The sequence below is a fragment of the Myxococcus sp. RHSTA-1-4 genome (assembly GCF_020037125.1).
Taxonomy (GTDB): domain Bacteria; phylum Myxococcota; class Myxococcia; order Myxococcales; family Myxococcaceae; genus Myxococcus.
Genome location: NZ_JAIQDG010000023.1, coordinates 149,796 through 174,491 on the forward strand (window position 1 = coordinate 149,796; position 24,696 = coordinate 174,491).

Genomic DNA, 24,696 nt, shown 5'->3' on the forward strand with positions numbered 1-24,696 from the left:
GCCATTGTGACGGGGTGCGTAAAGACAGACCCAGGGGGGCGGGCGAGGGTCCGGTCCCTCTCTTTGCGAGCATCCAGCCTCCGGATGTGCCAGCCTCGGAATGCACGCTGTCCGTGAAGGGCGGTGTGAACCCGCTTCTGGCACCAGCGCTTGGGGGGAGGGGCGCGTCGATTCGTAGCAACCGGAGGGGCAGCTCAAATGAAAAAGGTCATCTTCGCCTGTGTGCACAATGCCGGCCGTTCGCAGATGGCGGCGGCGTTCTTCAATGTGATGGCGGACCCGGACAAGGCGCGTGCGCTGTCCGCGGGGACGCAGCCCGGAGAGCGCGTGCACCCGGAGGTGCTGGAGACGATGCGTGACATCGGCCTCGACCTCTCTGACGCGAAGCCCCGTCTGCTGACGGATGACCTGGCGCGCGACGCGCACTGGCTCATCACCCTGGGTTGCGGCGAGGCGTGCCCCCATGTCCCGGGGCTCCAGCGCGAGGACTGGCCGCTGGAGGACCCGAAGGGAAAGACGGTGCAGCAGGTGGAGCGCATCCGCGACGAGGTGGCCGCGCGCGTGGCGGGGTTGCTGGAGCGCGAAGGCTGGATGCGCGCCGGGTAGCGCGCGCCGCCCTCCGGCGCCGGGCGCCAGGGCCGGGCCGGCCAGGGAAGGGGATGGACCGTCCGGCACCGGGGCCCGACCGCTCGGCCCCGGGAGCGACGTTCCAGGCCGGGGCCGTGCGCATCCTGGGGACGTCTCGAGCCGTCTCCCAGTCCGAGGTGCGCAGTCATGTCCACGTACGTTCCCCAGAACCCGGCCCCTCTCGGCGCGCCCGCCGCTTTGTCCCAGGCGTCGTCCCCCGGCATGGCGCCACGCTCCGGAGCGTCTCCTTTCCCGGCGCCGGACCGGCCGTCGCTTCCCGCCGCCTTGCTGCCGCCCCAGGTGCGCGCCCCGCGTCCCATGCTGGTTGCGGCCCTGGGGCTGGGCGTGCTCGCGGAGGTGCTGCTGGACCGGCCTCGGTGGGGCGTGTCCTTCCCGTTGATGGTGGTGGCCCTGCTGGGGGCGCTCGCGCTGCTGGGTGGGCGTGAGGGGTGGCAGCGCGCGCGGCCCAATGCATGGCTCGCGGCGCCACTGCTCGTCATCTCCGGCTTCGTGGCGGTGCGCGCGAGCCCGTGGCTGCTGGTGCTCAACGTGCTGACGTCGGGCGTGCTGCTCCTGCTGCTCGCGCACTTCTGGGGGGCGGGCCGGGTGCAGAGGCTGGGGCTCGTGGGTTATCCCCTGGTGGCGCTGGGCTCCGTACTCAAGGGCATGTCGTACCCGCCCGCGCTCGTGCGGGACTCGGTGGACCTGAAGGTCGCGCGCGAGCAGGCGCCGCGCCTGGTGCCCTTCGCTCGCGGCCTGCTCATCGCCCTGCCGGTGCTCACCGTGTTCGGCGTGCTGCTGGAGTCCGCCGACGCGGCGTTCGCCTCGGCCATCAGCCGGGTGCTGGCCGTGGACCTGTGGGCGCTGTTCGGGACGGCCATCGGCCGCGCCATCGGCGTGCTGTTCTCCGCGTGCGTGGCGGCGGGGGTGCTCGGCCATGCGCTGCGCCGGCGCAAGGGGCGGGAGCTGGGAGAGGACGAGGTGGCGCCGGCCCGGCCGCGCCTGGGGCTCACGGAGGCGCTCACGCTCATCCTCGCGGTGGACGCGCTCTTCCTCGTGTTCGCCGGCTTCCAGGTGGCGTACCTGTTCATCGGCGGCGCCTCGTCTCCCGCGGAGGGCTACACCTATGCGGAGTACGCGCGCCGGGGCTTCTTCGAGCTGCTCGTCGTGTCCATGCTCACCCTGGCGCTCGTCATGGCGCTGGCGCGGTGGACTCGCCGGGAGTCCCCGCTGGCGGAAGGGGCCTTCCGGGTGGGGGCTTCTCTCATGGTGGCGCTCACCCTGGTCATCCTCGCGTCGGCGGTGAAGCGCATGGCGCTCTACGAGGACGCCTTTGGCTACACGCGGCTGCGCCTCTTCACCCACGTCTTCATGTTCGCGCTGGGCGCGGTGCTGGCGTGGCGCGCGGTGACGCTGTGGTGGCGGCCCGAGCGGTTCGCCATCGGCGCCTTCGCCACGGCGCTGGGCGCGGTGGTGGCGGTGAATGCCATCAACCCGGACGCGCTCATCGTCCGCCTCAACCTCGCGAGCCCCACCGAGCCGGGCCGCCCGGACGTGGGCTACCTCAGCACCCTCTCCGCGGACGTGGTGCCGGCGCTGGTGCGTGGCACCGGCTCCTCCGTGGAGTGGCGCGCCGGCATGCTGGGCCGGTTCGCGGACCGGCTGCCGGAGGAGGCCGGCGCCACCTGGCCCGAGTGGAACCTCGCGCACTGGCGGGCGCTGCGGGCGCTCCAGGACGCGGGCGTGGCCGTGCGGTAGCAGGGCACGTGGGGGCTCCGGAGTGGGATGCGGCTGCCCACGGCCGAGGGGCCGGGCCCGTGACTCAGCGCAGGTGGTAGTTGAAGGGCAGCTCGACGGTGACGCGCCCTCCCAGCTCCGGCGGTGGTGCCGGAAAGGGCGCGGCGTCGCGCACGGCCTGCATCGCGGCGTCGCACAGCACGGAGTGGGGGCAGCGGCCGGCAATCTCCAGGCCGAGGAGCTGGCCCCTCGCGCCCACGGAGATGCGCACCACCAGCCTGCCCTGGATGCCGGCCATGGCCGCCTGATGCGGGTAGCGCACGTTCTCGAAGCGGTCGCGGAACATCGTCTTGAAGTACTGCTCCCGCCACGTCGTCAGTTGCTCCTCCGTGGGGCGGGGCGGCGGCGGCGCGAGGACGAGGCCCGGGTTGGTCGCACCCAGCACGCCCTGCACGAGGCCTCCCACCACGCCGCCCGCGACTCCGCCGGGGACTCCCTCCTCGAGGCCGGCGGTGGCCTCCTCCGTCACGGTGTCCGGGGGCGGTGCCTGCTCGGTCCCGGCCGGTGGGCGCTCCGGCTGGCTGGAAGTGGGCGGACGCTTGGAGACGGTGGGCTTCGGGAAGGGGCGTGCCCTGCAAGCCACTGTCTCGCGGGTGACGCTGGCCGGGGTGGAGGAGGCCGTGGCCGCGGGGGGCGGCGGAGGGGGGGCCGGCACGAGCCGGAGGATGAGCTCTCCACCGTCATTCCTGGCAAAGGCACCGCCCCGGCCGGAGCCGTGCCAGAAGACGGTGAGGCCCAGGAGCGCGAGGGCATGGAGGCCGATGACGAGCGGCACCACCCACAGGGTGCGTGCGCGCTCCCGGGCCTGCCGGGCGCGGGCGTGCAGGACGGAGGCGAACAGGGCCCCCTCGAAGGTGCCTGCCTTCGCGCCTGCGTCCGGCATGGACGTGTCCCCTCTCCCACCCTCGAATGCCGCGGGGTGGCCCGGCCATCAGTCACACAGGGTGGTGGCGGTCCCCCTCGCCGTAAAGGGGGGAGGCCTCCCGTGTCCGTGCGGGGGGCCCCATTGTTTCCCGGCGGATGTCCGCGGGGCCGCATTGCCGGTGGGGGTGTACCGTGGAGGGCTGCTCAGCCCGTGGGCCCCGCGTCCGGTGGCTTGCGGAAGACGACGGTGAGGTTGTTGCTGGGCATGTCCACCACGCGCTCGCGGCGCAGGCCATGCCGCTCGGCCTCGGCGGTGACGGCGCCGAGCTCCCGCACGCCCCAGGCCTCGTTCCTGGCACGAAGGGACGCGTCGAAGGCGAGGTTGCTGGGGGCCGTCTCGCGGCCCTCGACGAAGTAGGGGCCGTACATGACCAGCAGTCCGCCCGGTGACAGCACGCGCCCGGCGCCCCGCATCAACCCCTGGCAGGACGCCCAGGGTGAGATGTGAATCATGTTCACGTTGAGGATGACGTCCGCGGACGTCACGGGCCACGTGCCGGTGCTCGCGTCGAGGGGGAGGGGCGGGAGCAGGTTGGGCGGGCCCTCCTCGGCGCGCCACGCGGCGATGCTCTCCAGCGACTCGGGGTCCACGTCCGTGGGCTGCCAGAGGAGGCCGGGGAAGGCGCGGGCGAAGAAGACGGCATGCTGGCCGGTGCCGCTCGCCACCTCCAGCACCGTGCCGGAGGCGGGCATCACCTCGCGGAGGACGGCGAGCAGGGGCTCGCGGTTGCGTTCCGGGGCCGGGGCATGACGCTTCATGCCCGTGGGTGTCTCACATCCTCCCGGGCTCGCGCGAGGGCTGGGGAGGCGCTCCGTGCCCCGGAGGACGTCAGGGGGCCGTGTGCGTGGCGGGCGCCGAGGTGTGCGGGCGCTGGACGGGGAAGGAGGGCAGGTAGCAGGCGCCCTTGTAGTCGTAGGCGTCGTCGTCGCAGGGGGACTTCACGCGGGCCAGCTCGTACCAGCAGCCACCGCGCAGCTCCACCTCGCCCTTGCGGTTGCAGGGCGGCTTGCGCTGGCCGGGAAAGGGACGGTCCGGCATCGGCAGGTGGAAGCCCGGAGGAAGGTTGAGCGAAGGCACCGGCGCGAGGATGGTGACGGGCGAGGCCACGGCGGCGTCTCCCACCGCCACGGTGCCTCCATCGCAAGCAGCCAGGTCCGGCGTGGCCCGTGCCACGGCGAATTCCTCGTAGTCAGGAGCGGGACGCAGGAACCAGCCCGTCGCGGCGGACAGTAGGGACATGCCCACGGTGGCCAGCGTGAGCCAGGCCCGCCAGAGGGGCCCGTGGGAGGTGTGCGGTGTGGGCGCGGGCCGCTGCTCCGTGCCGTTCGTGGGGGAGGGCATGGAGTCAGGCCCGGTGCTCCTCGCGTGGAGGTGTGGGCGCTCGTGCTCGGAGCCGTACGGGTGTGCACGCGCGGGCGTGTGCCCGGTGCTCCTCGCGCCGGCCCGTGCGGCGGCGTGGGGCACGGGAGGCACGGGCCCGGAGAGCGGCAGGTCCGCCCGGGGGCCCGCCGTGGCCGCGGCCTCCTCCAGCGCCCGCGCGACGGCCGCGCTCTGGCCTCCGAGGCGCTCCTCGGGGCGCTCCGCGAGCATTCGCAGGATGAGGTCATCGAGCTCCGCGCACACGGCCGGGTCGTACAGGCGCGGAGGCGTGAGCGGTGTCACCGTGCCCGCGTCCGCTGCCGGGTGGCCGACGCGTGGCGGCGGTGGGTACGTGCCGGTGACGAGCTGGTAGGCGGTGACGCCGAGGGCGAACACGTCATCCGCGGGCTGCGACTCGTAGTTCGCGGTCGGGTGGCTGCGGTAGTCCCACTGGAAGCGGATGGCCTCCGGGCTGCGGTACGGCGGCGTTCCCGGCGGCAGCGGTGGGGCCGTGAGCGGGGCCGCGCCGCGGATGGTGCCCGCGCCGAAGTCGGTGAGGATGGCCTGGCCGTCGCTCGCGCGCACCAGCACGTTGTCGCCCTTCACGTCGCGGTGGACGGCGCCCACCGCGTGTGTCGCCTCCAGCGCCCGGGCCACCTGCGCGAGGACCTGGAGCACCTGCCGGGAGGTGGGGTGCCGCTCCCTTCCCCAGTCGTAGAGCGGCTGTCCCTCCACCCACTCCATGACGAGGTAGGGGAACGGACCCGCCGGGTGGGGCCACAGGCCATTTCCGTGAAGGCGGGGGATGGCGGGGTGCTGGATGCGGGAGAGCATCTCCGCCTCGCGCTCGAAGCGCAGGTCCAGCGGGCGCGTGGCCAGCTTGAGGGCGAAGGGCCCGGCGCCCGGGTCCCCGATGCGCTCGACGCGATAGACGGCGCCGTAGTTGCCCCGTCCCCTGCGCTCCAGCACCCGCCAGGAGCCGACCTCCGTACCCGGTGGGAGTGAGGCTGGCGCGAGGTCCTGCATTGACCGTGGTGTCTCCATGAGAGCCGTCCCTGAGTGGGGGCGGTCCGCTCCGCCCGTGCCGGGACACTACCCCATGGGTGGACAGGCTGATAACCTCTCTGCTGAGTAAGATTTCATCCGGGACCGGGGCTTTCGACCCTGGCGCTACCCGTGTGTCCGTTGCCTGGGAGACGCGGGGTGTCCGCTCGCCCGGTGCATGGGCGATGAGCGGGCGCCCGTGAGATAGTCCCCTTGCGCCACAGGAGGCTGGGATGACGAACCGGGCGGGACTTTTCGAGCGGCAGGGCTATCTCGTGCTGCCGGGGTTCGTCTCCGCGGCGGCCTGTGACGCCTTGAAGGCCCGCGCCGAGGAGCTGGTGGCCGGCTTCCAGCCGGAGACCGTCTCCATCTTCACCACCCACGAGCAGACCCGGACGTCGGACGCGTATTTCCTCTCCTCCGGCGACGCCATCCGGTTCTTCTTCGAGGAGGGCGCCTTCCGGCCCGACGGCTCGCTGAAGCAGGACAAGACGCTGTCCATCAACAAGATAGGCCACGCGCTCCATGACCTGGACCCGCGCTTCGACCGGTTCTCCCGCACGCCGGAGCTGGCCGCGCTCGCGTCGGAGCTGGGGATGCGCGAGCCCCTGCTGCTCCAGTCCATGTACATCTTCAAGCAGCCCCACATCGGCGGCGAGGTGAACTCCCACCAGGACTCCACGTTCCTCTACACGGAGCCGCCCACCTGCCTGGGCTTCTGGTTCGCCCTGGAGGACGCCACGCTGGAGAACGGCTGCCTGTGGGCGCTGCCCGGCGGGCACGCGCTGGGCCTGAAGAAGCGCTTCGTCCGCGCCGAGGGCGGAGGGACCACCTTCCGTGTGCTCGACCCCACGCCCCTGCCGGAAGAGGGCATGGTGCCGCTGGAGGTGGAGAAGGGCACGCTGGTGGTGCTCCACGGCCTGCTGCCCCACCGCAGCGGCCCCAACACCTCACCGAAGAGCCGGCACGCCTACGCCCTGCACCTCATCGACGGCACCGCCAGGTACCCCGAGGACAACTGGCTGCACCGCTCGCCGTCCATGCCACCGCGCGGCTTCTCCTGAGCGCCGGGTGTGCGGGCAGCGGGCGGGGCGGGCCACTGTCCCCCTGCCAGGTGCCACCCCGGGTCCGGTAGGAGACATGCTGGGAGTGCTCAATTTCCTGGAATGTGGAATCAGGGCCGGGAGCGCGGCCCCGGAGGGCAGGGCCCCTGTCCTGAAGCGCCGGTTCGTGGGGGGCCCAACTTCGGTCCAGCCGACAAAGTGCCCTTCATGGGATGGGGGGTCCTGGAACCGGGAGCGTCCCCAGCCCATGATGGCGGGCCTTGAGATGGCTCGTCCTCCCACACCCCGTCCAGGGCCCCATGCCCCAGGTGCCGCCGGTCTCCGCCGGGGCGCTCGTGGGGTTCCACGGCAGGGGGGCGGGCCGCGTGTTATCTCTGGCATTGCCGCCCCGGGTCGGAGAGAGTCCAGCGCAGGCTTCCCCTCCTTCCAGGAGGGCGGGTCCCTGGAGGCGCTCCTGTGTACGGAGGGCTGCCTGCCAGTCTTGGGACACGGAAGGGGTGGGCTGCCTCACATCCTCGTCCGGCACCTTGTTGTACCGGAGTGGCAGGTCGCACCTTTGAGGCGACCGGCCTGAAACCCATTTCGAAGGAGCCTCACATCATTCGCGAACAGAGAAGCAGCCGCGGCGGGAGCCGCGACCAGAGAACCAACCGCCGTATCCGTGCCCGCGAGGTCCGCGTCGTCGGGTCCGACGGCGGGCAGCTCGGGGTCATGCCGCTCGAGGCGGCCCTGGAGATGGCCCGTGCCGAGGGGCTCGACCTGGTCGAAATCAGCCCCATGGCCAGTCCACCGGTCTGCAAGATCATGGACTACGGCAAGTTCAAGTACGAGGAGAAGAAGAAGGCCTCGGAAGCGAAGCGTGCCCAGGTCACGGTCCTGCTCAAGGAAGTGAAGCTCCGTCCGAAGACGGAGGAGCACGACTACGAGTTCAAGGTCCGCAACACGCGGCGGTTCATCGAGGACGGGAACAAGGCGAAGGTCGTCATCCAGTTCCGCGGGCGTGAAATCACGCACAAGGAGCAGGGCACGGCCATCCTCGAGGACGTCGCGAAGGACCTGAAGGAAGTGGCCGTCGTGGAGCAGCCGCCCCGCATGGAAGGGCGTCTGATGTTCATGATTCTGGCCCCCACGCCGAAAATCGCCCAGCGTGCCCGCGAGCAGGCCCGCCAGGCCGCCATGGCCAAGCGCCAGCAGCCTCCGGGGGAGAAGGAGGCCGGTGGCAAGCCCGCGGCTCCCGCGGCCGCCGGGGCTCCCGCCGCCCAGAAGCAGGGCGAGGCGCGGGAAGGCCAGCCGGCCGGCGAGACGCAGCCCGCCTCGACCTGAAGGAAACCGCTGACACGCGGTGGAGCCGCTCCACCGCGTGTGGCGGAACGCCGCGCCTCCGTGAGCCCGGAGAGGCTCCGGGCGCGGAAGGATGGGCGGGCGGAAGCCTCGCAGCCGGCCCACTCCCGCGTGCGCCCGGCGGGCCGGGTGCTCCAGGTTGCGAGGGTGGGCGTGTCGCCCGGGTTCCACAGGGGGTGCACCGCGCCCCGCGGAATGTCGAGCACGTCTCCGGCGCGCAGGGCGCCGACGATGACCTCGAAGCGCTCGCCCTGGGCCGGGTGGAAGTGGGGCTGGGTGCCGCGGTGAAGCCCGTCGCGCCGCGAGATGCCGTGGACATCCGGAGTGGGTCGTCCCGTACCTGATGCCCTCGAATGGTGTGCCGCGGACCCGGGCGCAAGGGCTGCTTGCTCACGCAACGCTTGCGCACGTGGAACAGATGCATCCGGGTTGCACCGTCTCACGCAGCCTCCATCCAGGCCTGTGTTGACTGGTTGGCACAGAAGTCGCTTGGAGTGTCTCTCGGGTTGACGTGGCGACGTGCCGACCGGAGAGGGCCATGGCCAGGCGGGTATTGGAATCGAAGCTGCGGACGTGGCGGCGCGTGGTGGGGCTCGGGCTCTGCGTGGGGGGGGCGTGCTCCGCGATGGCGGCTCCCGCGCTGGGGCAGAAGGAGCGGGACGCGCTGCTGCGGCAACATGAGGCCTGGGTGGAGCGCGCCAAGGTGCTGGGCGAGGTGGCCGCGGAGGGCGGGGCAACGCTCCGGGAGCAGCGCGCGAGGTGCTGGGGGATTGGCACCGAGCTTCCCGATACGCTGACGCAAGACATCGCCTCGAACCAGGTGGCCCTTGAGGGGGGCGTCACGCGGCTGCGGCAGGTGCTGGAGGTCACAGCCGCGTCCGTGTCCAAGGATGGAGCCCGCACCTCCGCGGCATCTGGCGCGCCCGCGACGACGCCCGGGGAAGAGGTCTCCAGCGCGCAGCAGCGGGCGGAGTTGCTCCAGGCCCTCGAGATGCTGGAGCGCCAGCAGCTCATCCTGGAAGCGGAGGTGTTGCAGCCACGCAACCCCACGTCCGCGCTCGTGGCCGAGGTCATCCGCGACAGGGAGCGTCGCAAGCTCTGCGTGAAATGGATGGAGGGGTGGAATGACAGGCTCGCCAGCGTCGCGAAGCACCCTGGCAAGACAGCCTCCCTCACGGCGCAGGTGGACGAGCGAATCCGCTGGAACTTCCTCGACCGCGCCGCGGATGGGGATGTCTTCAACAGCAACAACTCCGGCCTGCCCAGCGTCATGACCGACGAGGCGGGGGTGACCGAGCGGCTGGGCGGACCGGACACGGTCGCGGCCTCGCTGGCCTGGGGACTGGCCTCCACGGAGGAGGACTCCTGGCTCCAGGGCATCATCACCTTCAATCCGAACTTCCCGCTCCGGGAGAAGCCTCCTCCCGAACCTCGTGACGAAATCAATCTCTGGCTGCCCATCCTGCGGCTCCAGGTCCCGCTCACCACCACCCCGTCGGATGACCCGCCCCCTGCCGCGGGGGAGCCCGCGGGACGTCTCCGGCGTTATGCCCTCACGCTCGGGTATGACTTCCGGGACTTCAGGGACCCCCGCTACTGGAAGCGTCTGGAGTGCATGGGCGCGGTGGAGGCCCTCGTTCCGTGGCTGGGGCCCCCGTTGCAGGGCTCCGTCTCCTCGGTCGCCGCGCGGCGGAGGTCCTTCTATGCGAGCTGCGTGGAGGAGGGGGCCGACGCCCTGCGCATGGGCATTCGAGGCAGCGCCCAGTTGCTGACCGTGGAGGCACCGGGAGGAGACGCGGTGCGCGCCGGGCCGGCGGCGCTCGGCTTCATCGTCGAGCCGAACCGGTACCTCGCCGGACAGCTCACCTGGAGGCGGGTGTTCTGGCCACGGGCCCACCATGAGTACGTGCTCTCGGCGCACCTGGGCACGGGACTGCCCCGGCCGGTCTTCGGTACGGACAGTCTCGTGCGCCTGGGGCTCGACGGCAGCCTGAGCTTCAGCGACAGACGGCACGAGGAGCATGGCGCCCAGTGGTTCGTGGCCCCGTCGCTGCTCGTGCGCGTGACGCGCTACCTCTTCGTGACTGTATCCACGGGCTACCTGCGCGGCTTCAGCGAGTCCGGGATGAGGACGAACCTCGGGCTGACGCTGGATGCGGACCCTGCCCTGACCTACCGCGTTCCCCCGCCCTCCCCCTGAAGACCGCCCGCGTCGCCCGGAGAAACCCTTCCATGTCGAACCCGCGAAATCTCGCATTGGCTCTTGTGTGCGGCCTCGGCGCGTCGCTGCTGCCCGCCGCCTGTGCCGTGGTGTCCGGACAGGACAACTTCGTCTGTGGCGTCCGGGTCGAGGGGGACGCCGTGGCCCGCTGTGATGCCCCCAACGAGCGCTGCATCTGCACGGACAATCGCTGCGCCATGCCCGAGCCGGAGGAGTGTCCGGAGTCCGGCTGGCGCTACTCCTTCCCTGGCGAAGACGCGGGGGACGACGGGCCCGAGTGCGTGTCCCCCGAGGCCGCGAACAACTACGTGCTGGCCAACTCGAGTGAGCCGCTGTGTCCGGGGGAGGGCGCGGCGGAGCAGGGGTGCGGCGTGCTCGGAGCGGATGGAGAGCCGCTGCGCTGCGGAGGGGCCAATACGTTCTGCCTCTGCTCGGCCCGCCGCTGCGCCGAGCCCGCGCCGGAGTGTGCCGACGCGGGCCTGGCGGCGCGGTTCGTGACCTCGCGCGAGTGCGTGGGCGAGGTGCCGGACGCGGGGAGCCTGCGCGAGCGGCCCGACGGCACCTGCTTCGGCGCCCGGGTGGAGGACCTCTTCCCGGATGCGGGCACGAGCCCCGATGCAGGAGTCACCCCGGATGCTGGCTGAAGCCCACACCCCACGCTCAGGACAGAGACGTCACATGAAGCCCACGCGTTCGTTCATCCTGGCGGTCCTGCTCCTCGGGGCCACGCATGCCGCGGCGCAGCCGGACGCTCCGGCGGAGCTGACCTGGTATTACGAGGAGGCTGGCGCGCCTGCTCAGTACAAGGTTCCGCCGGGGTACTCCGTGTGCAAGGACGGGCATACCGCCGCCGCCAGAGTGGACGACAAGACATTCACTGTGGCCGCGGCGGGAACTGGGGGCCGGAATCTCAGTGTCGCTGCCGCGGACACCTGCGCGGAGGGGACTTCGGGGCAGCGCGTCCGGCTCGTTGTCCTGCCAGCCTTCTCCACGGCGGCGGGCTCGGCGCCCACGGACACGTTCATCGAGCCTGACAGCATGGGGCAGCAGAAGTTCCTGCTCGTCCTCAAGGGAATGTCCATCAAGGACCCGGAGGCGCAGAAGGCCTGGGCACTGCGGCCGCTCAACTTCTCCGCCGGTAAGGGCGCTTGGACGACCGCCACGGATGGCTCGGTGGCCTATCTTCTCGAGGGGGCGGTGGAGGCGCTTCCCACCGAGCTTCAAGTGAGTCTCACGCCGGCCGGAGCCCCACCTGGGGTCAAGGTCTTGGATGCCACCAAGGGGCAGTCTCTGGCGCCAACCCAGTTCTCGTTCAGCAAGTGGCGGCTCGTGGATTCAGAACTGAACCCTGTCATTTCAGCCCCCAATAAGCCCGAGGCCCCCGTAAGTGTGTCATTGATGCTGGTGCGCAGGCAATTGCAGCTTCTGGCCCAGACTGCAACGGCGGCGGTCAAGACCGCGGTTCCATGTAATGCTGCCGAGTTTACGTGCTTGTACCCACAAGCAGGGGGAGTGGCCCCCATCTCCCTGACCCTGACGCCAACGCAGCTCTCCAAACCCGTTCGGCTCCTGTTCTCCCTACCGAACGACCGGGTGTATGTGGGGGAGACTCCGCAGACGCATCTGCTCGTAGTCGTGCAGCAGGACGAGTGCAGCTACGAGGTCACTCCGCTCACGCCGCTTTTGGCTGGCTTTCGCGACACCAAACTCTACCTTCAGATCGTCGGGTACAAGAGCGGCAGCCTCGACTACTGGTCATGCCTTGATGCGAAGCAATGGAGACAGTGGAGCGTCCATGTCGAGGGCCTCCAGGTAAGCACGGGGCAGCATCTGAAGCCCTCCTCCTTCAAGACCGACGAGGGGCAGTCTCTGGCCGAGAGCTGGTCTCCGACAGTCGTGGTTGAGCTTCCCATCTCCAAGGTCGTGGCGGATGCGGGGGGCAAGGCCACCCTCCGGCTGGCATATGCCGACGGCACGAACGTGAATCTCCGACAAGGCACCTTCCCCATGCAGCTCGCCGTCAACACGCCACCCGCGTTCGCGGGGCCAGTGCGAGTCGAAGTCCGGGAGCCCCATGGCAAGCAGGGCAGTTCCAGGTGGCAGGCGTGGGAAGACATCGGGGCGGCGGGCTTCAAGGACCTGGCTGTCAACCGGAACAACCTCCTCTTCTTCGAGGCCGAGAACCTGAACGTGTGGCGCCTGCGACCCGTGTCGCTCCACATCAATCCGTGCGATGGAGAGGTCTGGCAGCGCAAGGACAGGGGACACCAGAACGAGGGGCTCCAGGGGAACGACGGTGTCTTCTGCGTGGTTCCCCAGCGAGAGACGGACGACGGCTTTTCCTTCCAGGCCGTCTACAAACCCCTGGTGAAAGATGTATTGCCAGGGTTGAAGGATCCGCGCTCAGAGACCCTGGAACTCGGCTACCTGGAGCACAAGACGAACCTGCGCTCCAAACCGCTGCGCAGCGCGCTGGACATCCAGGAACGCGCCTCGGTGCGCTGTGAGAACTCCCGTACCGAAACCGCCGAGCGGTCCGTCACCAGCCTCGCCCCGGAGTATCAGTCGAACGCCGTCATCGCCTCCGCCTACTCGGGACCGCGAGCCGTGCCCGCCGAGGACCTGGACCACTGCAAGGTCGTCATCTCCCTGCGGCGCAATGGAATCGGCGAGGCCTCGGACGACAAGGGGCCGCTGGAGCTGAAGACCGAGGCGCTGGAGTTGCTCCAGTCCGTGGGCGAGCAGTCCCTCACCATCACCGCCGACATCCTCCCGAAGGAGCAGGGGAAGGAGAAGACGAACCTCTTCACGAAGTCCGTCACGCTCCGGAACCGGGACGACCTCGAGGTGGTGAATGGAACGGTCGAGGTCCCCATCCTCCTGCAGAAGGGAGGCAGCATCCAGCTCGAGGACTACTCGGTCGTCCGTGTCACCGTCGCGCATGCCTCCGAGGCGGGGTACGTGGTGGGTGACGGCTCGTTCCCGAAGTCCCGGATGGAAGCGGACCTGCGCCGGATGCCCAGCTACTTCGCTGGACGCATCGTCCGGGGTGTCGGGCCGCGGGCGTTCCTCACCATCGAGATTCCGACCGGTCTCGTGCGCTGGCCGGGGGCGGGTTACGACGCGACCAGCTCGACGTCCTACAGGAGGCTGGAGGCCGCTGTGTTCGGCATCGGGGCGCTGGCCGTGCTGGAGGTCTACGACTTCGACAACGCGAAGCAGTTCCTCTCGTTCAATCCGCAGCTCCACGCGGGCGTGCTGCTGTCCACCGTTCCCCAGGCCGGCATCAAGCCGCCCCAGTTGTCACTGGTGACGGGCATGGCCGTCCGGTTCCCCAGCAGCATCAAGCTGCCGTCCAGCATCGAGTCCGGTCTCGCCTCGGTCTTCTGGGTGGAGTGGGGGAAGCGGGCACGCGGCGAATGGGAGCCGGCCTTCCTCTTCGGCTTCTCCGTCAACGTGGGCAGCTTCCCCAACTGACCCGGGAGCCCACGGGGAGGGACGACTTCAGCGCTGGCCCCCGGCCGCCTCCTGGAACTCCAGCCGGTTGCCGAACGGGTCGGCGCCGTGGAACCGGCGCACCTCGGGGACGGAGTCGTCCCACGTCACCGGATGCCCCGCCGCCCGCAGCGCCCCCGCCAGGGCGTCCAGCGTCGCCACGCGGAAGGCCGGGTGCGCCTTCTTCGCGGGCAGGAAGGGCTCCTCCACGCCGAGGTGCAGCCCGCGCCCATCCGCCAGCTCGAACCAGAGCCCCCCGCGCTTCGCCAGCTCCGGCGGCTTGGGAACCTCCCGCAGGCCCAGCAGCCCGCCGTAGAAGACCCGCGCCTGGGGCTCCTGGCCCCGGGGCATGGCGAGCTGAACGTGATCCAGTCCTTGAATCATGGTCTTTCCTACCTCCGAGATGAGGGCGCGTAGGAGTCTGCCCGGACTCCCAGCGCGGCTGAAGGGCCACGCCCCGTGACGCCCTCCGTGGCCCTGGGCCCGCGCTTCGTGGGGGGGGGCCAACCACGCGCCCGTCCCGAATCGCCCCGGAAGGCGACTGGCAGGCGACTTGAAATGGAGGCCCGTGCTGAATCAGTCTGTCCGCCCGCCGACGCTCTGGCGGAACTCCTCCCACAAGGACGCGCGATGCTCTCCGTCATCCTCGCCGTGCTCCTGGCGCAGACAGCGCCCGCCAACCCACGCCAGCAGGGTGTGCCCATCGGCAAGGGCAAGACGCTGCCCACCGTCCGTCTCTCCGCCCCTTCCGGCGGGTGGACGGTGGACCGGATGATGCTCGTCGAGGGCACCGTCAGCGACACCACCATCGACCCGGTGGTGGTCTCCATCAACGGCGACCGCTACCTCATGCGCACCTACGGCGGGCGCTTCAGCCGCAAGTTCCCCGCCGCCAGCGGGAAGAACATCGTCACGGTGATGGCCACCAACCAGGCCGGCACCGCGCGCGCCCAGGCCACCAGCTACGCGCAGATTCCGCCCGTCCCCTTCAAGGTCGTCCTCACCAGCGACACCGACGGCGTCTACACCGACCTCCACATCTATGAGCCCACCGGCTCCAGCGAGGCCGGTGACCAGCTCCAGGTGACGGAGATGGCCCACGTCTACTGGGCCGACACCGCCAGCCCCTCCGGCGGCACCTTCTTCCTCAACGAGCAGGGCGGTGACTTCGACCAGCCCGCCTACGGCCCCTACCTCTACATCCACCGCGCGCCGCCCAAGGGCGTGTACCTCGTGGCCACCAACTACTGGCCCAGCGGCGACAAGGCCCACACCGTGGCCACCCTCAACCTCGCCCTCTTCGAGGGCACGCCCCACGAAATCCGCCGCATGGTGCGCATCCCGCTGGCCACCCCGGGCACCACCCGCGTGCTGGCCTGGGTGAACGTGCTCGGCGACGGGCAGGCCGAGGTGTACGTCCCCGCGCAGGACCCCAAGCCCAAGCACCCGGACTGGCCCACCAACCTCGCCGAGGCCCTCAAGGAGCTCCAGACCAGCGGCGCCGAAGGCGAGGGCGGTTACTGACCGCATTCCATGCTCGCCCTGTCCCTGCTCCTGCTTCTGGAGGCGTCCGCACCCGCGGCGCCCGCGCCCGAGTCGCGCGACGTGCTGCTGCGGCGGCAGGTGGCGCAGGTGGCGCTCGCGCAGGTGCGCAAGCAGGACGCCGCATGGCACCCGGACCAGCGCGACTGCGCGGGCCTCATCCGCTTCGCCTTCCGCACCGCGTACAAGCATGCCGCCCCGGAGCGCCTCACCTCACCGCTGTGGAGGGATGAGCGCGGCCGCCCCGCCGACTTCGCGGACGCGGAGATGCTGCTGACCCACAGCTTCCGGCCGCTGGGCCGCGACGACGCCACGCGTGAGTCGCTGCGCACCGGCGACGTGCTCGCCTTCCGCCAGGAGCACGACTCCGGCCCCGTCTTCCACCTGATGCTGGTGGTGCGCCCGGAGGACCGGGCCCACGCGCCCGCTCGCGTCGTCTACCACCCGGGGGAGAAGGGCGCCGCGGTGCGCACCGGGCTCCTCCAGAACCTTGCCACCGAGGCGCCGCTGGAGTGGCGCCCGGTGCCGAACAACGCCGGCTTCCTCGGCTACTTCCGCTTCAAGGAGTGGATGCCATGACGTCTCCGTCCAGCCCTCCTCCGGGTGCGCCTCCTCCGGCGGCCCCGCCTCCCCGGCGCGGCCCGCCCAAGGCGATGCTCATCGGCCTCGTCGCCGTCCTCGTTGGTGCCGCCATCGCGGGCGCCTTCGTGCTCGGCCGCCGCAGCGGGACGTCCGGCGGCTCCGGTGGGGCTCCGCTCGTCACCGGCCCGCGGGAGGGCCCTCCCAGCGCGGGCGCCGAGGTGGAGGGCATGCCCGACACGCAGGTGGCCACCATGGAGGTGCCCGGCACCGCCGCGCCTCCCGCCATCTGGGTGGACGTGCACCGGCCCGGCAAGGTGCGCGAGGCGATGGCCGGCAACACCTGGCTGAAGGAGCAGCTCGGCAAGCCGCTGGGCCAGGGTTTCGTGGGTGGATGGGCCGCCTTCTTCGGCTCCACCGGCGAGGACCTGAAGGGCCAGTTCAAGGGCGCGGTGCTGGACCTGGTCGCCAACCAGCTCCTCGACGCGCCCTTCCGCATGGTGTGGTTCGCCGGTGACGCGCGGGCGAGCACCCCCGCCTTCATCATCCCCGCCCCGGGCACCGCCTCCACCTCCGCCTTCGAGGCGCTGGACGGCGTGGCCAACCGCGGCGGCATGTCGGCGTCGAGCTGCCCGGGCGGCGCCGCCGGCACGTACGAGATGAAGCGCTGGCTGGTGGCGGAGCAGACGCTGTGGGCGGCGCGCACCGAGGACCGCATGGTCCTGGCCCGTCACCCGGTGGCGGTGCTCCACGGCCTGTGCGCGGCGCTGCCCGAGCTGAAGGCGGCGGACACCGTGGACGTGGAGCTGGGCTTCGACCCGGACGCGTACGGCCGCGAGGTGCAGCTCCTGACGCACGTGGTGGGGCTGGCCCCGGGCGCGCGGCTCCAGTTCGGCGTGGAGGGCAACAAGCTGGTGGGCCGTGGCATCGCGGGCCAGCTCATGGAGGGCCCCGCGCGCCTGGACGCGGCGCCGCTGTCCGACGACCTGCTGAAGCTGGTGCCGGAGGAGACGCCGGTGATGCTGGCCGTGCAGCTCAAGCTGCCCGAGTCGCTGGGCGAGGACTCGCTGAAGGAGTTCTGGAAGGAGGACGGCGGCAAGGGCCCCACGCGCACGCGGCAGGTGGCGCTGGTGTGGACGCCGCGCGGTGACTCGGCGCTGCCCATTGAAATGGCGGTGCTCTGGGGCCGCACCGAGGACGAGGCCGCGCTGCGGCAGCTCTTCTCCGGCGGCTACAACCGGCTGGTGACGGGCACCTTCTGCAACCACGTGGTGATGGCGTCCAACGACGCGGAGCTGGAGCGGCTGCGCAAGGCCTGCGAGGGCAAGACGCCCAACATGCTCAACGCGGCGGGGCCGGTGGTGGCGGGGCTTCGCGCGCCCACGTCGGTGGCCTTTGGAGTGAACACGGGACGGCTGCTCAGCGGCCTCACCATGGACGGCTTCCTGTCCGAGTCCCGCGTGGGGCGCAACGCGCCGATGCCGAAGTCGGTGCCCCCTGAAATCGAAGCGGCGCGGCGCGACCTGGAGTCGCTGCCGTACCTGGGCCTGCGCGGCACCGTGCAGGGCGATTCGCTGGTTCCTGGAGGTTTCGGGTCATGAAGACCGTTGCTCGTCTCGCGGCGCTGGCCGCGTTGGTGCTGTCCGGCGTGGCCGCGGCCAAGCCGCTCTACATCACCGTGCCGCGCTCCTATGGCAGCCAGGAGCCGGTGGCGGTGGACGTGGCCTTCGAGGACAAGGGCCCCGTGGAGCTGCGCGTCCTCAAGCCGGACAGCCTGGATGCCTTCATCCGCGCGCAGGGGGACTTGCGGCGCGCGTACCAGACGCCGCCCACGCTGAACAACCCGGGCCGCGCGCTCAGCCGCGGCCTCAACGCCGTGAGCGCGCCGGGCATGTGGCTGCTCGACACGCTCAACCCGGGCTTCCGCGAGGTGGTGGGTGATTCGCTGCCCAGGCCGCCGGACGTGCCGGGCTCCGGCGAGCCGCTGGCCAGGGTGGCCGAGGGGCCGCAGAAGCTGGTGGGCGTGCCGCCCGGCTTCACCGTGGCGCGCAGCCAGTGGCTCAACCTGGACCTGGGCGGCGCCGACCGCGAGTTCAACGTCCCCGGCTTCACCTCGTCGAACGAGAGCAGCGGCTTCCAGGAGCGCCGCGTGGTGCTGGCGCCGCTGCCGGCCGGCACCTACGTCCTCCAGCTCGTGCAGGGGCGGGTGGAGGGGCAGGTGGTGCTCGTCGTCAGTGACTTGACGGTGCAGCTCAAGCAGACGGATGGCCAGGTGCTGGTGCGTGTGGCGGGGAGGGACCAGAAGCCCGCCGTCGGCGCGGACGTGCAGGTGTACCTGCCCAAGGGCAAGGGCCCGGCTGCGAAGACGGACAAGAAGGGCGAGGTGACGCTGGAGGTGGCAGAGCCGCGCATCATCGCCACCGCGTCCACGGGCGGTGACACGGCGATTGTCGACACGGACTTCTACTCCACGCTGGCGGTGGCGCCGGACGTGTTCATCTACAGCGACCGGCCCATCTACAAGCCGGGCCACGAGGTGAAGTACCGCGGCCTCGTGCGCCAGCCGGACACCTTCCTCGCGCGCCTCTTCACGCCGAAGAAGCGCGAGGTGACGGTGAAGCTGATTTCGCAGGAGGGCCGTGCCCTCACCACGCGCGCCGCGGTGGACGAGTTCGGCGCCTTCAACGGCACGCTCAAGGTGCCGGAGGACCTGGGCACCGGCGTGCTGCGCGTGGAGGCCGAGGTGGATGGCCAGCCGCACCAGGGCGAAGCCCGCGTGCAGGACTACGTGAAGCCCACCTTCTACCTGGAGGTGGAGCCCGCGTCGGAGACGGTGGTGCCCGGCGAGACGCTGCGCGTGAAGGTGCGCGCCCGCCGCTACGCCGGTGGCGTCCCCGAGGGCGCGAAGTACGAGGTCTTCCTCTATCGCAGCCTGCTGGACGCGCCCGCGTGGGTGGATGACGCCGGCAAGGGCGGCGGGGGCAGCGCGGTGACGTACGGCTCGGCCTCCAGCACGGAGGGCAAGCTGAGCGTCCCCGAGCGCCTCTACTCGTCCGTGGCCGCGCGCGACGCCGCCGAGGACCCGTGGTCCAGCGCGAGCGCGTTCGACGCCAATGGCGAGGCGGAGATTGAGGTGTCCGTGCCGGCGCTGGCTCCGGGCGAGGAGCGGATTCCGTACCGGTACTCGCTCACCATCCGCGCGCGCGACGACCAGGAGACGTTCGCCAACGCCACCACGGCGTTCTTCCTGTCGAAGGTGGAGGTGCTGGGCGTGGCGCGGTACTCGGACGCGGTGGTGGCCAAGGGCGGCGAGGCGATGCTGGCGGTGCGCGCCACCACGCTGTCCGGCAAGCCCTACGGCGTCACGCAGGGCGAGGTGGAGTTCGTGTCTCGCAAGGCCGACGGCGAGGAGAAGAGCCTGGGCAAGCGCTCGTTCACCACGGCGGCGGACGGCACGCACCGCGAGAAGGTGCCCACCTCCGAGGTGGGCGCGGTGCTGGCGCGCGTGGTGGTGAAGGACAAGAAGGGTGAGACGTGGCAGGGCGAGGAGTCGCTGCTCGTCATCGGCGGCGCGGACGAGCCGGTGGCGCAGGTGCCCAACCTCACGCTGGCGTCGCTGTCCGGCACGCTGGAGCCGGGCGACACCGCGCGGCTGGTGGCGCTGATGCCGGACGGCTGGGGCCCCGGCGCCCGAGACGCGGGCCCGGTGTGGGTGACGCTCTCCGGCGCCAGCCTCTATGACACGCAGGTGGTGGAGCTGACCGGCCGCACGCTGGTGCACAGCTTCAACGTGGAGAAGCGCTTCGGCAGCGCGGTGTATGCCTCCGTCGCGTACCCCACGGCCACGGGCCGCTGGGAGGAGCGCACGGTGGCCTTCCGCGTGGTGCCGCGCGAGCGCACCCTCACCGTGGAGGTGCAGCCCGCTCGCGCCGAGGCCGCGCCGCTCACCGAGCAGACGTTGGACTTGCGCGTCGTGGACCATGAGGGCCGCGGCGTGGTGGCGCAGGTCTCCGTGGGCGTGGTGGACAAGGCCGTCTACGCCATCCAGAGCGAGTTCCGCCCCAGGGTGCTGGACTTCTTCTACCCGCCGGCGCGCAACAACGTGTCCAACTTCTACTCCGCCGAGTTCCAGGGCTACGGTTATGGCGAGCAGCTCGCGCGGAAGATGGCGGGGCTGCCGGACCAGGCCTTCGCCTCCATCAAGCCGCCCAGCCGCCAGGCGAAGGACCTGGAGAAGGACACCGCGCACTGGGCTCCGGCGGTGGTGACGGACCGGGACGGCCGCGCCACGGTGCGCTTCACGCTGCCCTCCAACCAGACGCTGTGGGTGGTGACGGCGGTGGCGGCGGACACGTCCGGCCGCTTCGGCGAGGGCACCTCCGAGTTCGCCACGCGCGGTGGCCTCAACCTCTACGCCGCGCTGCCGCAGTTCCTCCGCGAGGGTGACGAGGCGCTCGCCTCCGTGCGCCTGTCCGCGGGCGAGAAGTCCCCGGCCAGCCAGCTCCTGGACGTGAAGCTGGCGTCGGCGGGCTCGCTCGAGGCGGACCAGCTGCAGCACAAGGTGGAGCTGGCGAAGGGCGGCGAGAAGGTGCTGCCCGTGACGCTGAAGGCCACCGCCACGGGCCCCGCGCAGCTCGCGGTGGACGTGACGGGCGGCAAGGACCCGCTGAAGGACCGCAAGCTCTTCCAGGTGGAGCCGGCGGCGGTGGAGGACGTGGTGAAGGTGAGCGCCTGGGGCGGCGGCACGCTGCAGGTGCCCGCGCCCCAGGAGGCGAAGCTGGCGAGCGTGGAGCTGGTGCTCCAGCCGTCCATCGTGGACGCGGCGCTCACCAACGTGCGTGAGCTGCTCACGTACCCGTACGGCTGCCTGGAGCAGCTCGTCTCCACCACCATTCCCAACGTGGCGGTGTACCAGGTGCTCCAGCAGGCGGGCGCGCTGTCGAAGCTGGACACGGACACGCAGTCGCTGCTGGCCGAGGCGCGCAGCCGCTCCGTGCAGGGCACCGCGCGCATCCTCAACCTCTCCGTGAAGGGCGGCGGCTTCACCTGGTTCGGCGGCTATGACACGCCGAGCCTGCCGCTCACCCTCATCGCCCTGGACGGGCTGGCCTACGCGGCGGAGGCCGGACTGGTGGACCGCGCGGACCCCCGCCTCACCGAGAGCGCCCGCTGGCTGGAGGCGCAGGAGGGGCTGTCTCCCGAGTACGAGGCCACGCGTGCCTACGTGCTGGCGCGGCTGGAGGGGCCGAAGCAGGCGGCCCGCGCGCGCGCGCTGGTGGAGAGCGCCGAGGCTGGCGACCTGTACCCGCTGGCGCTGGCGGTGCTGGCCGCGGAGAAGGCGGGCGTCATGAAGGAGCCCGCGCTCCAGGCGCGCATCAACTCGCTGGTGGCGAAGAGCGCGCAGGGCTTCGCCACGCTGGCCGCGTACAAGCCGGGCCAGGAGATGGAGCTGAGCGAGTCCTTCTTCCGCTTCCCGCTGCGGCGCGTGGGCATGACGGCCATCGCCGCGCACGCCGCGTCGTTCGGCACGCTGGACGTCACCCGTGCGCGCCGCCGCATCCTGGAGATGCTGTCCGAGCCGGACCTGTCCACCTTCGACCGGAGCACCGCGCTGCTGCACTCGCTGTGGCTGCTGGAGCGCGACGCGAAGGCCTTCCGCGGCATGACGCCTCCGGCGGTGAAGGGCGTGAAGGGCGATGTGAAATTCTCCCCGCGCGGCATGGGCCTGGTGGCGGTGCTGGAGCCGGGCACGCGCTCGGTGGACGTGGACGGCTTCGACGGCGTGGCCACCCTCCAGGCCGCCACGCTCACCCCGCTGCCGGCGGTGCAGCCGAAGGCGGAGGGCATGTCCATCTCGCGGAGCTACTACGTGCTGCGCGAGGGCGGGAAGGTGAAGCTCGAGGCGGGTGACACCGTGTCCCAGGGCGAGGAGGTCTACGTGGAGCTGACGCTGGACGCGCGTGGGAACAACCGCGCGCGCTCGGCGTACTACGTGGTGGAGGACGCGGTGCCCGCGGGCTTCGTGCCCTTGCAGGAGGACAAGGTGTTCCGCGGTCCTCCGCACTCGCTGCCCCTGGCCCCCGAGGCGCTCCGCCGCCGCGTGCTGGACCCGGAGCGCGCCACCTTCTTCTTCGAGGAGCCGGCGTGGTGGAGCGACAGCCCGCGCACCGTGGGCTACGTGCTGCGCGCGCAGTTCCCGGGAACCTTCTCCGCGCCTCCCGCGCGCATCGAGGACATGTACGCCGCCAGCATCCACGGGCGGACGGCCGCGGACTCGCTGAAGGTGGTGCCCTCGAAGAAGGGCACGGGCGACCTGTAGCCCATGCTGTGGGCCGCCACGGTGGCCGCGCTGCTGGCGGCCACCCCCACCTTCGTCACTCGCGGTGACGTGACACCCGAGGCGGAGCTGCGCCGCGAGGCGGAGTCCACCTGGAAGGCGCTGGAGGCCCGCTACGTGGCGGAGGCGGGCGGCGCTCCGGCGAAGGCGCCGGGCACGGTGGTTCTCCAGCGCGGCGTGGCCCTGCCTCCCGAGCGCAACGCGCAGGGACGGCCGGGCCACGTGGAGCTGCGGCAGAACACGCCGGGTGTGCTGGACGCGCGGCTGCGTGTGGCGCTGCGGCACGAATTGGCGCACCAGCTCCTGTGGTGGGCGTGTCCCCAGTCCAGCGAGGACCGGCTCTTCCACGAGGCCTTCTCCGTGGCGGTGAGCGGCGAGCTGGAGGCGTGGCGGGAGGCGCCGTACCAGTCGCTGTCGCGCGCTGCGGCGGAGGTGGCCTCGGCTCCGGCGGTGGACACGCCGCGGGCGCGGCGGGCGCTGGCGCGGATTCTGGGTGAGTCGGTGGGGTTTCCGAAGGCGCTGTCTCGCCGGCTGCGCCAGTGCCAGGACGGGGCGCGGTGGGTGGTGCCGCTGTCCATCGACGAACTGGCGGAGGTGGAGGTGCGCGCGGCCGGGCCCGCCACGGTGGTGCTCAGCCGGCACTCGGGCGAGGTGCTGCTGGCGGAGGGAGATGTACGGCGCGCGCTTCCGTATGGCTCGGTGTTGAAGCCGTTCGTGTACGCGGCGGGACCGGTGGGAGGGCATCCGGTGCTGACGCCTCGCGCGGGCGTGCAGGAGTGGGCCTGTGGGCCGGGGCTGACTTCGAAGGTGGACGCACGCACGGCGCTGCTGCGCTCGTGCAATGGGTACTTCCTGGACTGGGAGGCGAAGGGCTCGGCGCCGAAGGGGTTCGGCGCGTGGGCGGGCGTGCTGGAGGCGGTGGGGCTGACGGGCGCGCCGGCGGACATGGCGGATGCGATTGGGCTGCGGTCCACGCTGGCGCTGTCTCCGTGGGGCATGGCGCAGGCGTACCGGCTGCTGGCGGAGGCCCGGCCGGATGTGCTGGCGGTGATGGCCGACAACGCGGTGCTGGGGACGCTGGCGGAGCTGGCCGCGTCGAAGGCGCTGGCGGGTGTGTCCACCAAGACGGGCACCGTGCGTGATGCCGCGAGCCGGCCGCAGTTCGGGTGGATTGCGGCGGTGGACTCGGACCTGGTGGTGGTGGCGGTGCGGCCGGGGAAGATGCCGCGTCACTTCGCGGACGAGGTTGCGAAGGCGATGGCCCGCGTGCGCCGGCAGGCCGGGCTGGACGTCGCGCGCGTGCAGGTGCTGGGGCTGGTGCCAGCGAATGACGTGGAGGCGCGGTGCCCTGGCGTGGGCTTCTCGGTGGAGGGCGGAGTGCCTCGCGCCGCGCCGGGGGAGTGGACGCGGCTGGAGGGACTTGCCTCGGGTGGAGCGGCGGTGTGTCTGGGGGCGCCGTGGCGCGTGCGCTTCCCGAAGTTGGAGGAGGGGCGGGACTACGCGGGCATCTTCTCCTGGTCTCCGGCACCGGCGTACCGGCCGCCGCCGGGCGTTCCCACGTCACCGAGCGCGATGAAGGCGCGGCGGGGCTCCGACTTCGTCTTCCGCACCACGCGCTTGCAGTACACGGCGGGCGTGGTGGCGGCGGAGGACGTGGCGCTGAAGGGCGAGGCTCGCGTGGCGCTGGCGCGGGTGATTGCACACAACGAGCAGCACAGCCGTCACCCGGGCCGGCCTGTCTGTGACACCACGCACTGCCAGGCCTTCCGAGGCACGGTGCGCGTGCGGTCCGAGGAGGCGAAGGCGGTGGGGCTTCCGCCGCTGAAGTGGAAGGAGTGGCTGTTGTTCTCCCAGGGAGGAGAGGAGCCGTGGAAGGAGACGCGCCCGCGCGCGGAGCTGGAGCGGATTCTGGGGTACATCCTGGTGTCGCTGCGCTTCGAGGACGGGCGGGCGCGGTATCTGCTCACGCGCTCGGAGGGGGATGCGACGTTCGAGTCGGCGCACTCGGTGCCGTGTGAGCTGGTGCGCTCGGGACTGAAGCTGCCGTCGTGCCCGCGGACGGCGTCGTTCGACGGCCCGAACATCGTGTTCGAGGGACAGGGACGTGGCCACGGTGAGGGCCTGGACGTGGAGGCCGCGAAGACGAGCGGCCTCAAGAGCGACGCGATTCTGGAAGAGGCCTACGGGAAGCGGCGGCCCGTGCCGGAGGACGGCGGCGGGAGCTGAACGCGGCAGGTTGAGAAATGCAGACAGGGCTGAATTCGTGGAAGGGTTTCCGCCCGCCCCTTGTGTGTGTTCTATTCCACCTCTGGGGGGCTTCTCCGAAGCTATTCAAAGGCGGAGAGTGATTGCTCCGGTTTCAGGT

General features: G+C 71.4%; 17 protein-coding genes. 13 read left to right on the forward strand and 4 right to left on the reverse strand.

The annotated features are described in order from the left end of the window. Positions 1-198: 198 nt before the first annotated feature. Positions 199-606, forward strand: coding sequence for an arsenate reductase ArsC (locus K8638_RS28495; RefSeq protein ID WP_223757802.1), 408 nt, complete (start codon positions 199-201; stop codon positions 604-606). 339 nt (positions 607-945) lie between these two features. Beyond that, positions 946-2,385 carry a DUF4153 domain-containing protein gene (locus K8638_RS28500; protein ID WP_223757803.1) on the forward strand — a complete coding sequence of 480 codons (1,440 nt, stop codon included), beginning with the start codon at positions 946-948 and terminating at the stop codon, positions 2,383-2,385. Between the two features lie 64 nt (positions 2,386-2,449). Here K8638_RS28500 and K8638_RS28505 read toward each other — a convergent pair whose 3' ends face one another. The 3 genes from K8638_RS28505 to K8638_RS28515 form a co-directional block, all read right to left on the reverse strand. Beyond that, entirely contained in the window at positions 2,450-3,307 is an 858-nt protein-coding gene (locus K8638_RS28505) for a TonB family protein (protein ID WP_223757804.1), read from the reverse strand. A gap of 185 nt (positions 3,308-3,492) precedes the next feature. Further along, positions 3,493-4,107, reverse strand: a complete 615-nt coding sequence (locus tag K8638_RS28510) for a DUF938 domain-containing protein (RefSeq protein WP_223757805.1) — start codon at positions 4,105-4,107, stop codon at positions 3,493-3,495. Between the two features lie 70 nt (positions 4,108-4,177). After that, positions 4,178-5,734 (reverse strand): serine/threonine-protein kinase, encoded by a 1,557-nt coding sequence (locus tag K8638_RS28515; RefSeq protein WP_223757806.1) that lies wholly within the window; start codon positions 5,732-5,734, stop codon positions 4,178-4,180. Positions 5,735-5,985: 251 nt separating this feature from the next. Here K8638_RS28515 and K8638_RS28520 point away from each other — a divergent pair, with 251 nt between their 5' ends. From K8638_RS28520 to K8638_RS28545, 6 genes are all read left to right on the forward strand, one after another. Beyond that, entirely contained in the window at positions 5,986-6,816 is an 831-nt protein-coding gene (locus tag K8638_RS28520) for a phytanoyl-CoA dioxygenase family protein (RefSeq protein ID WP_223757807.1), read from the forward strand. A gap of 597 nt (positions 6,817-7,413) precedes the next feature. Further along, complete coding sequence (infC, locus tag K8638_RS28525; protein ID WP_223757831.1) at positions 7,414-8,139, forward strand: translation initiation factor IF-3; 726 nt, start codon at positions 7,414-7,416, stop codon at positions 8,137-8,139. A 194-nt stretch (positions 8,140-8,333) separates the two neighbouring features. Next, positions 8,334-8,501, forward strand: a complete 168-nt coding sequence (locus K8638_RS28530; protein ID WP_223757808.1) for a hypothetical protein — start codon at positions 8,334-8,336, stop codon at positions 8,499-8,501. A gap of 194 nt (positions 8,502-8,695) precedes the next feature. Further along, entirely contained in the window at positions 8,696-10,357 is a 1,662-nt protein-coding gene (locus tag K8638_RS28535; RefSeq protein ID WP_223757809.1) for a hypothetical protein, read from the forward strand. A gap of 32 nt (positions 10,358-10,389) precedes the next feature. Further along, positions 10,390-11,022 carry a hypothetical protein gene (locus tag K8638_RS28540; RefSeq protein ID WP_223757810.1) on the forward strand — a complete coding sequence of 211 codons (633 nt, stop codon included), beginning with the start codon at positions 10,390-10,392 and terminating at the stop codon, positions 11,020-11,022. 34 nt (positions 11,023-11,056) lie between these two features. Beyond that, positions 11,057-13,855: a hypothetical protein gene (locus K8638_RS28545; protein WP_223757811.1), complete on the forward strand. Its 2,799-nt coding sequence runs from the start codon at positions 11,057-11,059 to the stop codon at positions 13,853-13,855. 27 nt (positions 13,856-13,882) lie between these two features. On the opposite strand, the gene K8638_RS28550 is transcribed toward K8638_RS28545, so the two are convergent. Continuing rightward, on the reverse strand, positions 13,883-14,257 hold the full coding sequence (locus tag K8638_RS28550; RefSeq protein ID WP_223757812.1) for a glyoxalase: 375 nt from the start codon (positions 14,255-14,257) through the stop codon (positions 13,883-13,885). Positions 14,258-14,503: 246 nt separating this feature from the next. On the opposite strand from K8638_RS28550, the gene K8638_RS28555 reads away from it, so the two are divergent. Genes K8638_RS28555 through K8638_RS28575 form a run of 5 tightly spaced genes read left to right on the forward strand, consistent with a single transcriptional unit; the run spans position 14,504 to position 24,557 of the window. Continuing rightward, positions 14,504-15,397 carry a DUF2135 domain-containing protein gene (locus K8638_RS28555; RefSeq protein WP_223757813.1) on the forward strand — a complete coding sequence of 298 codons (894 nt, stop codon included), beginning with the start codon at positions 14,504-14,506 and terminating at the stop codon, positions 15,395-15,397. 9 nt (positions 15,398-15,406) lie between these two features. Further along, entirely contained in the window at positions 15,407-15,994 is a 588-nt protein-coding gene (locus K8638_RS28560; protein ID WP_223757814.1) for a DUF1175 family protein, read from the forward strand. Then, the gene (locus K8638_RS28565) at positions 15,991-17,595 is read left to right on the forward strand and encodes a hypothetical protein (protein WP_223757815.1); all 1,605 of its coding nucleotides are present in this window, start codon (positions 15,991-15,993) and stop codon (positions 17,593-17,595) included. The genes K8638_RS28560 and K8638_RS28565 overlap by 4 nt, the downstream gene beginning before the upstream one ends. Then, a complete protein-coding gene (locus tag K8638_RS28570; RefSeq protein WP_223757816.1) occupies positions 17,592-22,313 on the forward strand; it encodes an MG2 domain-containing protein in 4,722 nt (1,573 codons plus the stop codon). The genes K8638_RS28565 and K8638_RS28570 overlap by 4 nt, the downstream gene beginning before the upstream one ends. A 3-nt stretch (positions 22,314-22,316) precedes the next feature. Continuing rightward, on the forward strand, positions 22,317-24,557 hold the full coding sequence (locus K8638_RS28575; RefSeq protein ID WP_223757817.1) for a SpoIID/LytB domain-containing protein: 2,241 nt from the start codon (positions 22,317-22,319) through the stop codon (positions 24,555-24,557). Positions 24,558-24,696 lie beyond the last annotated feature (139 nt).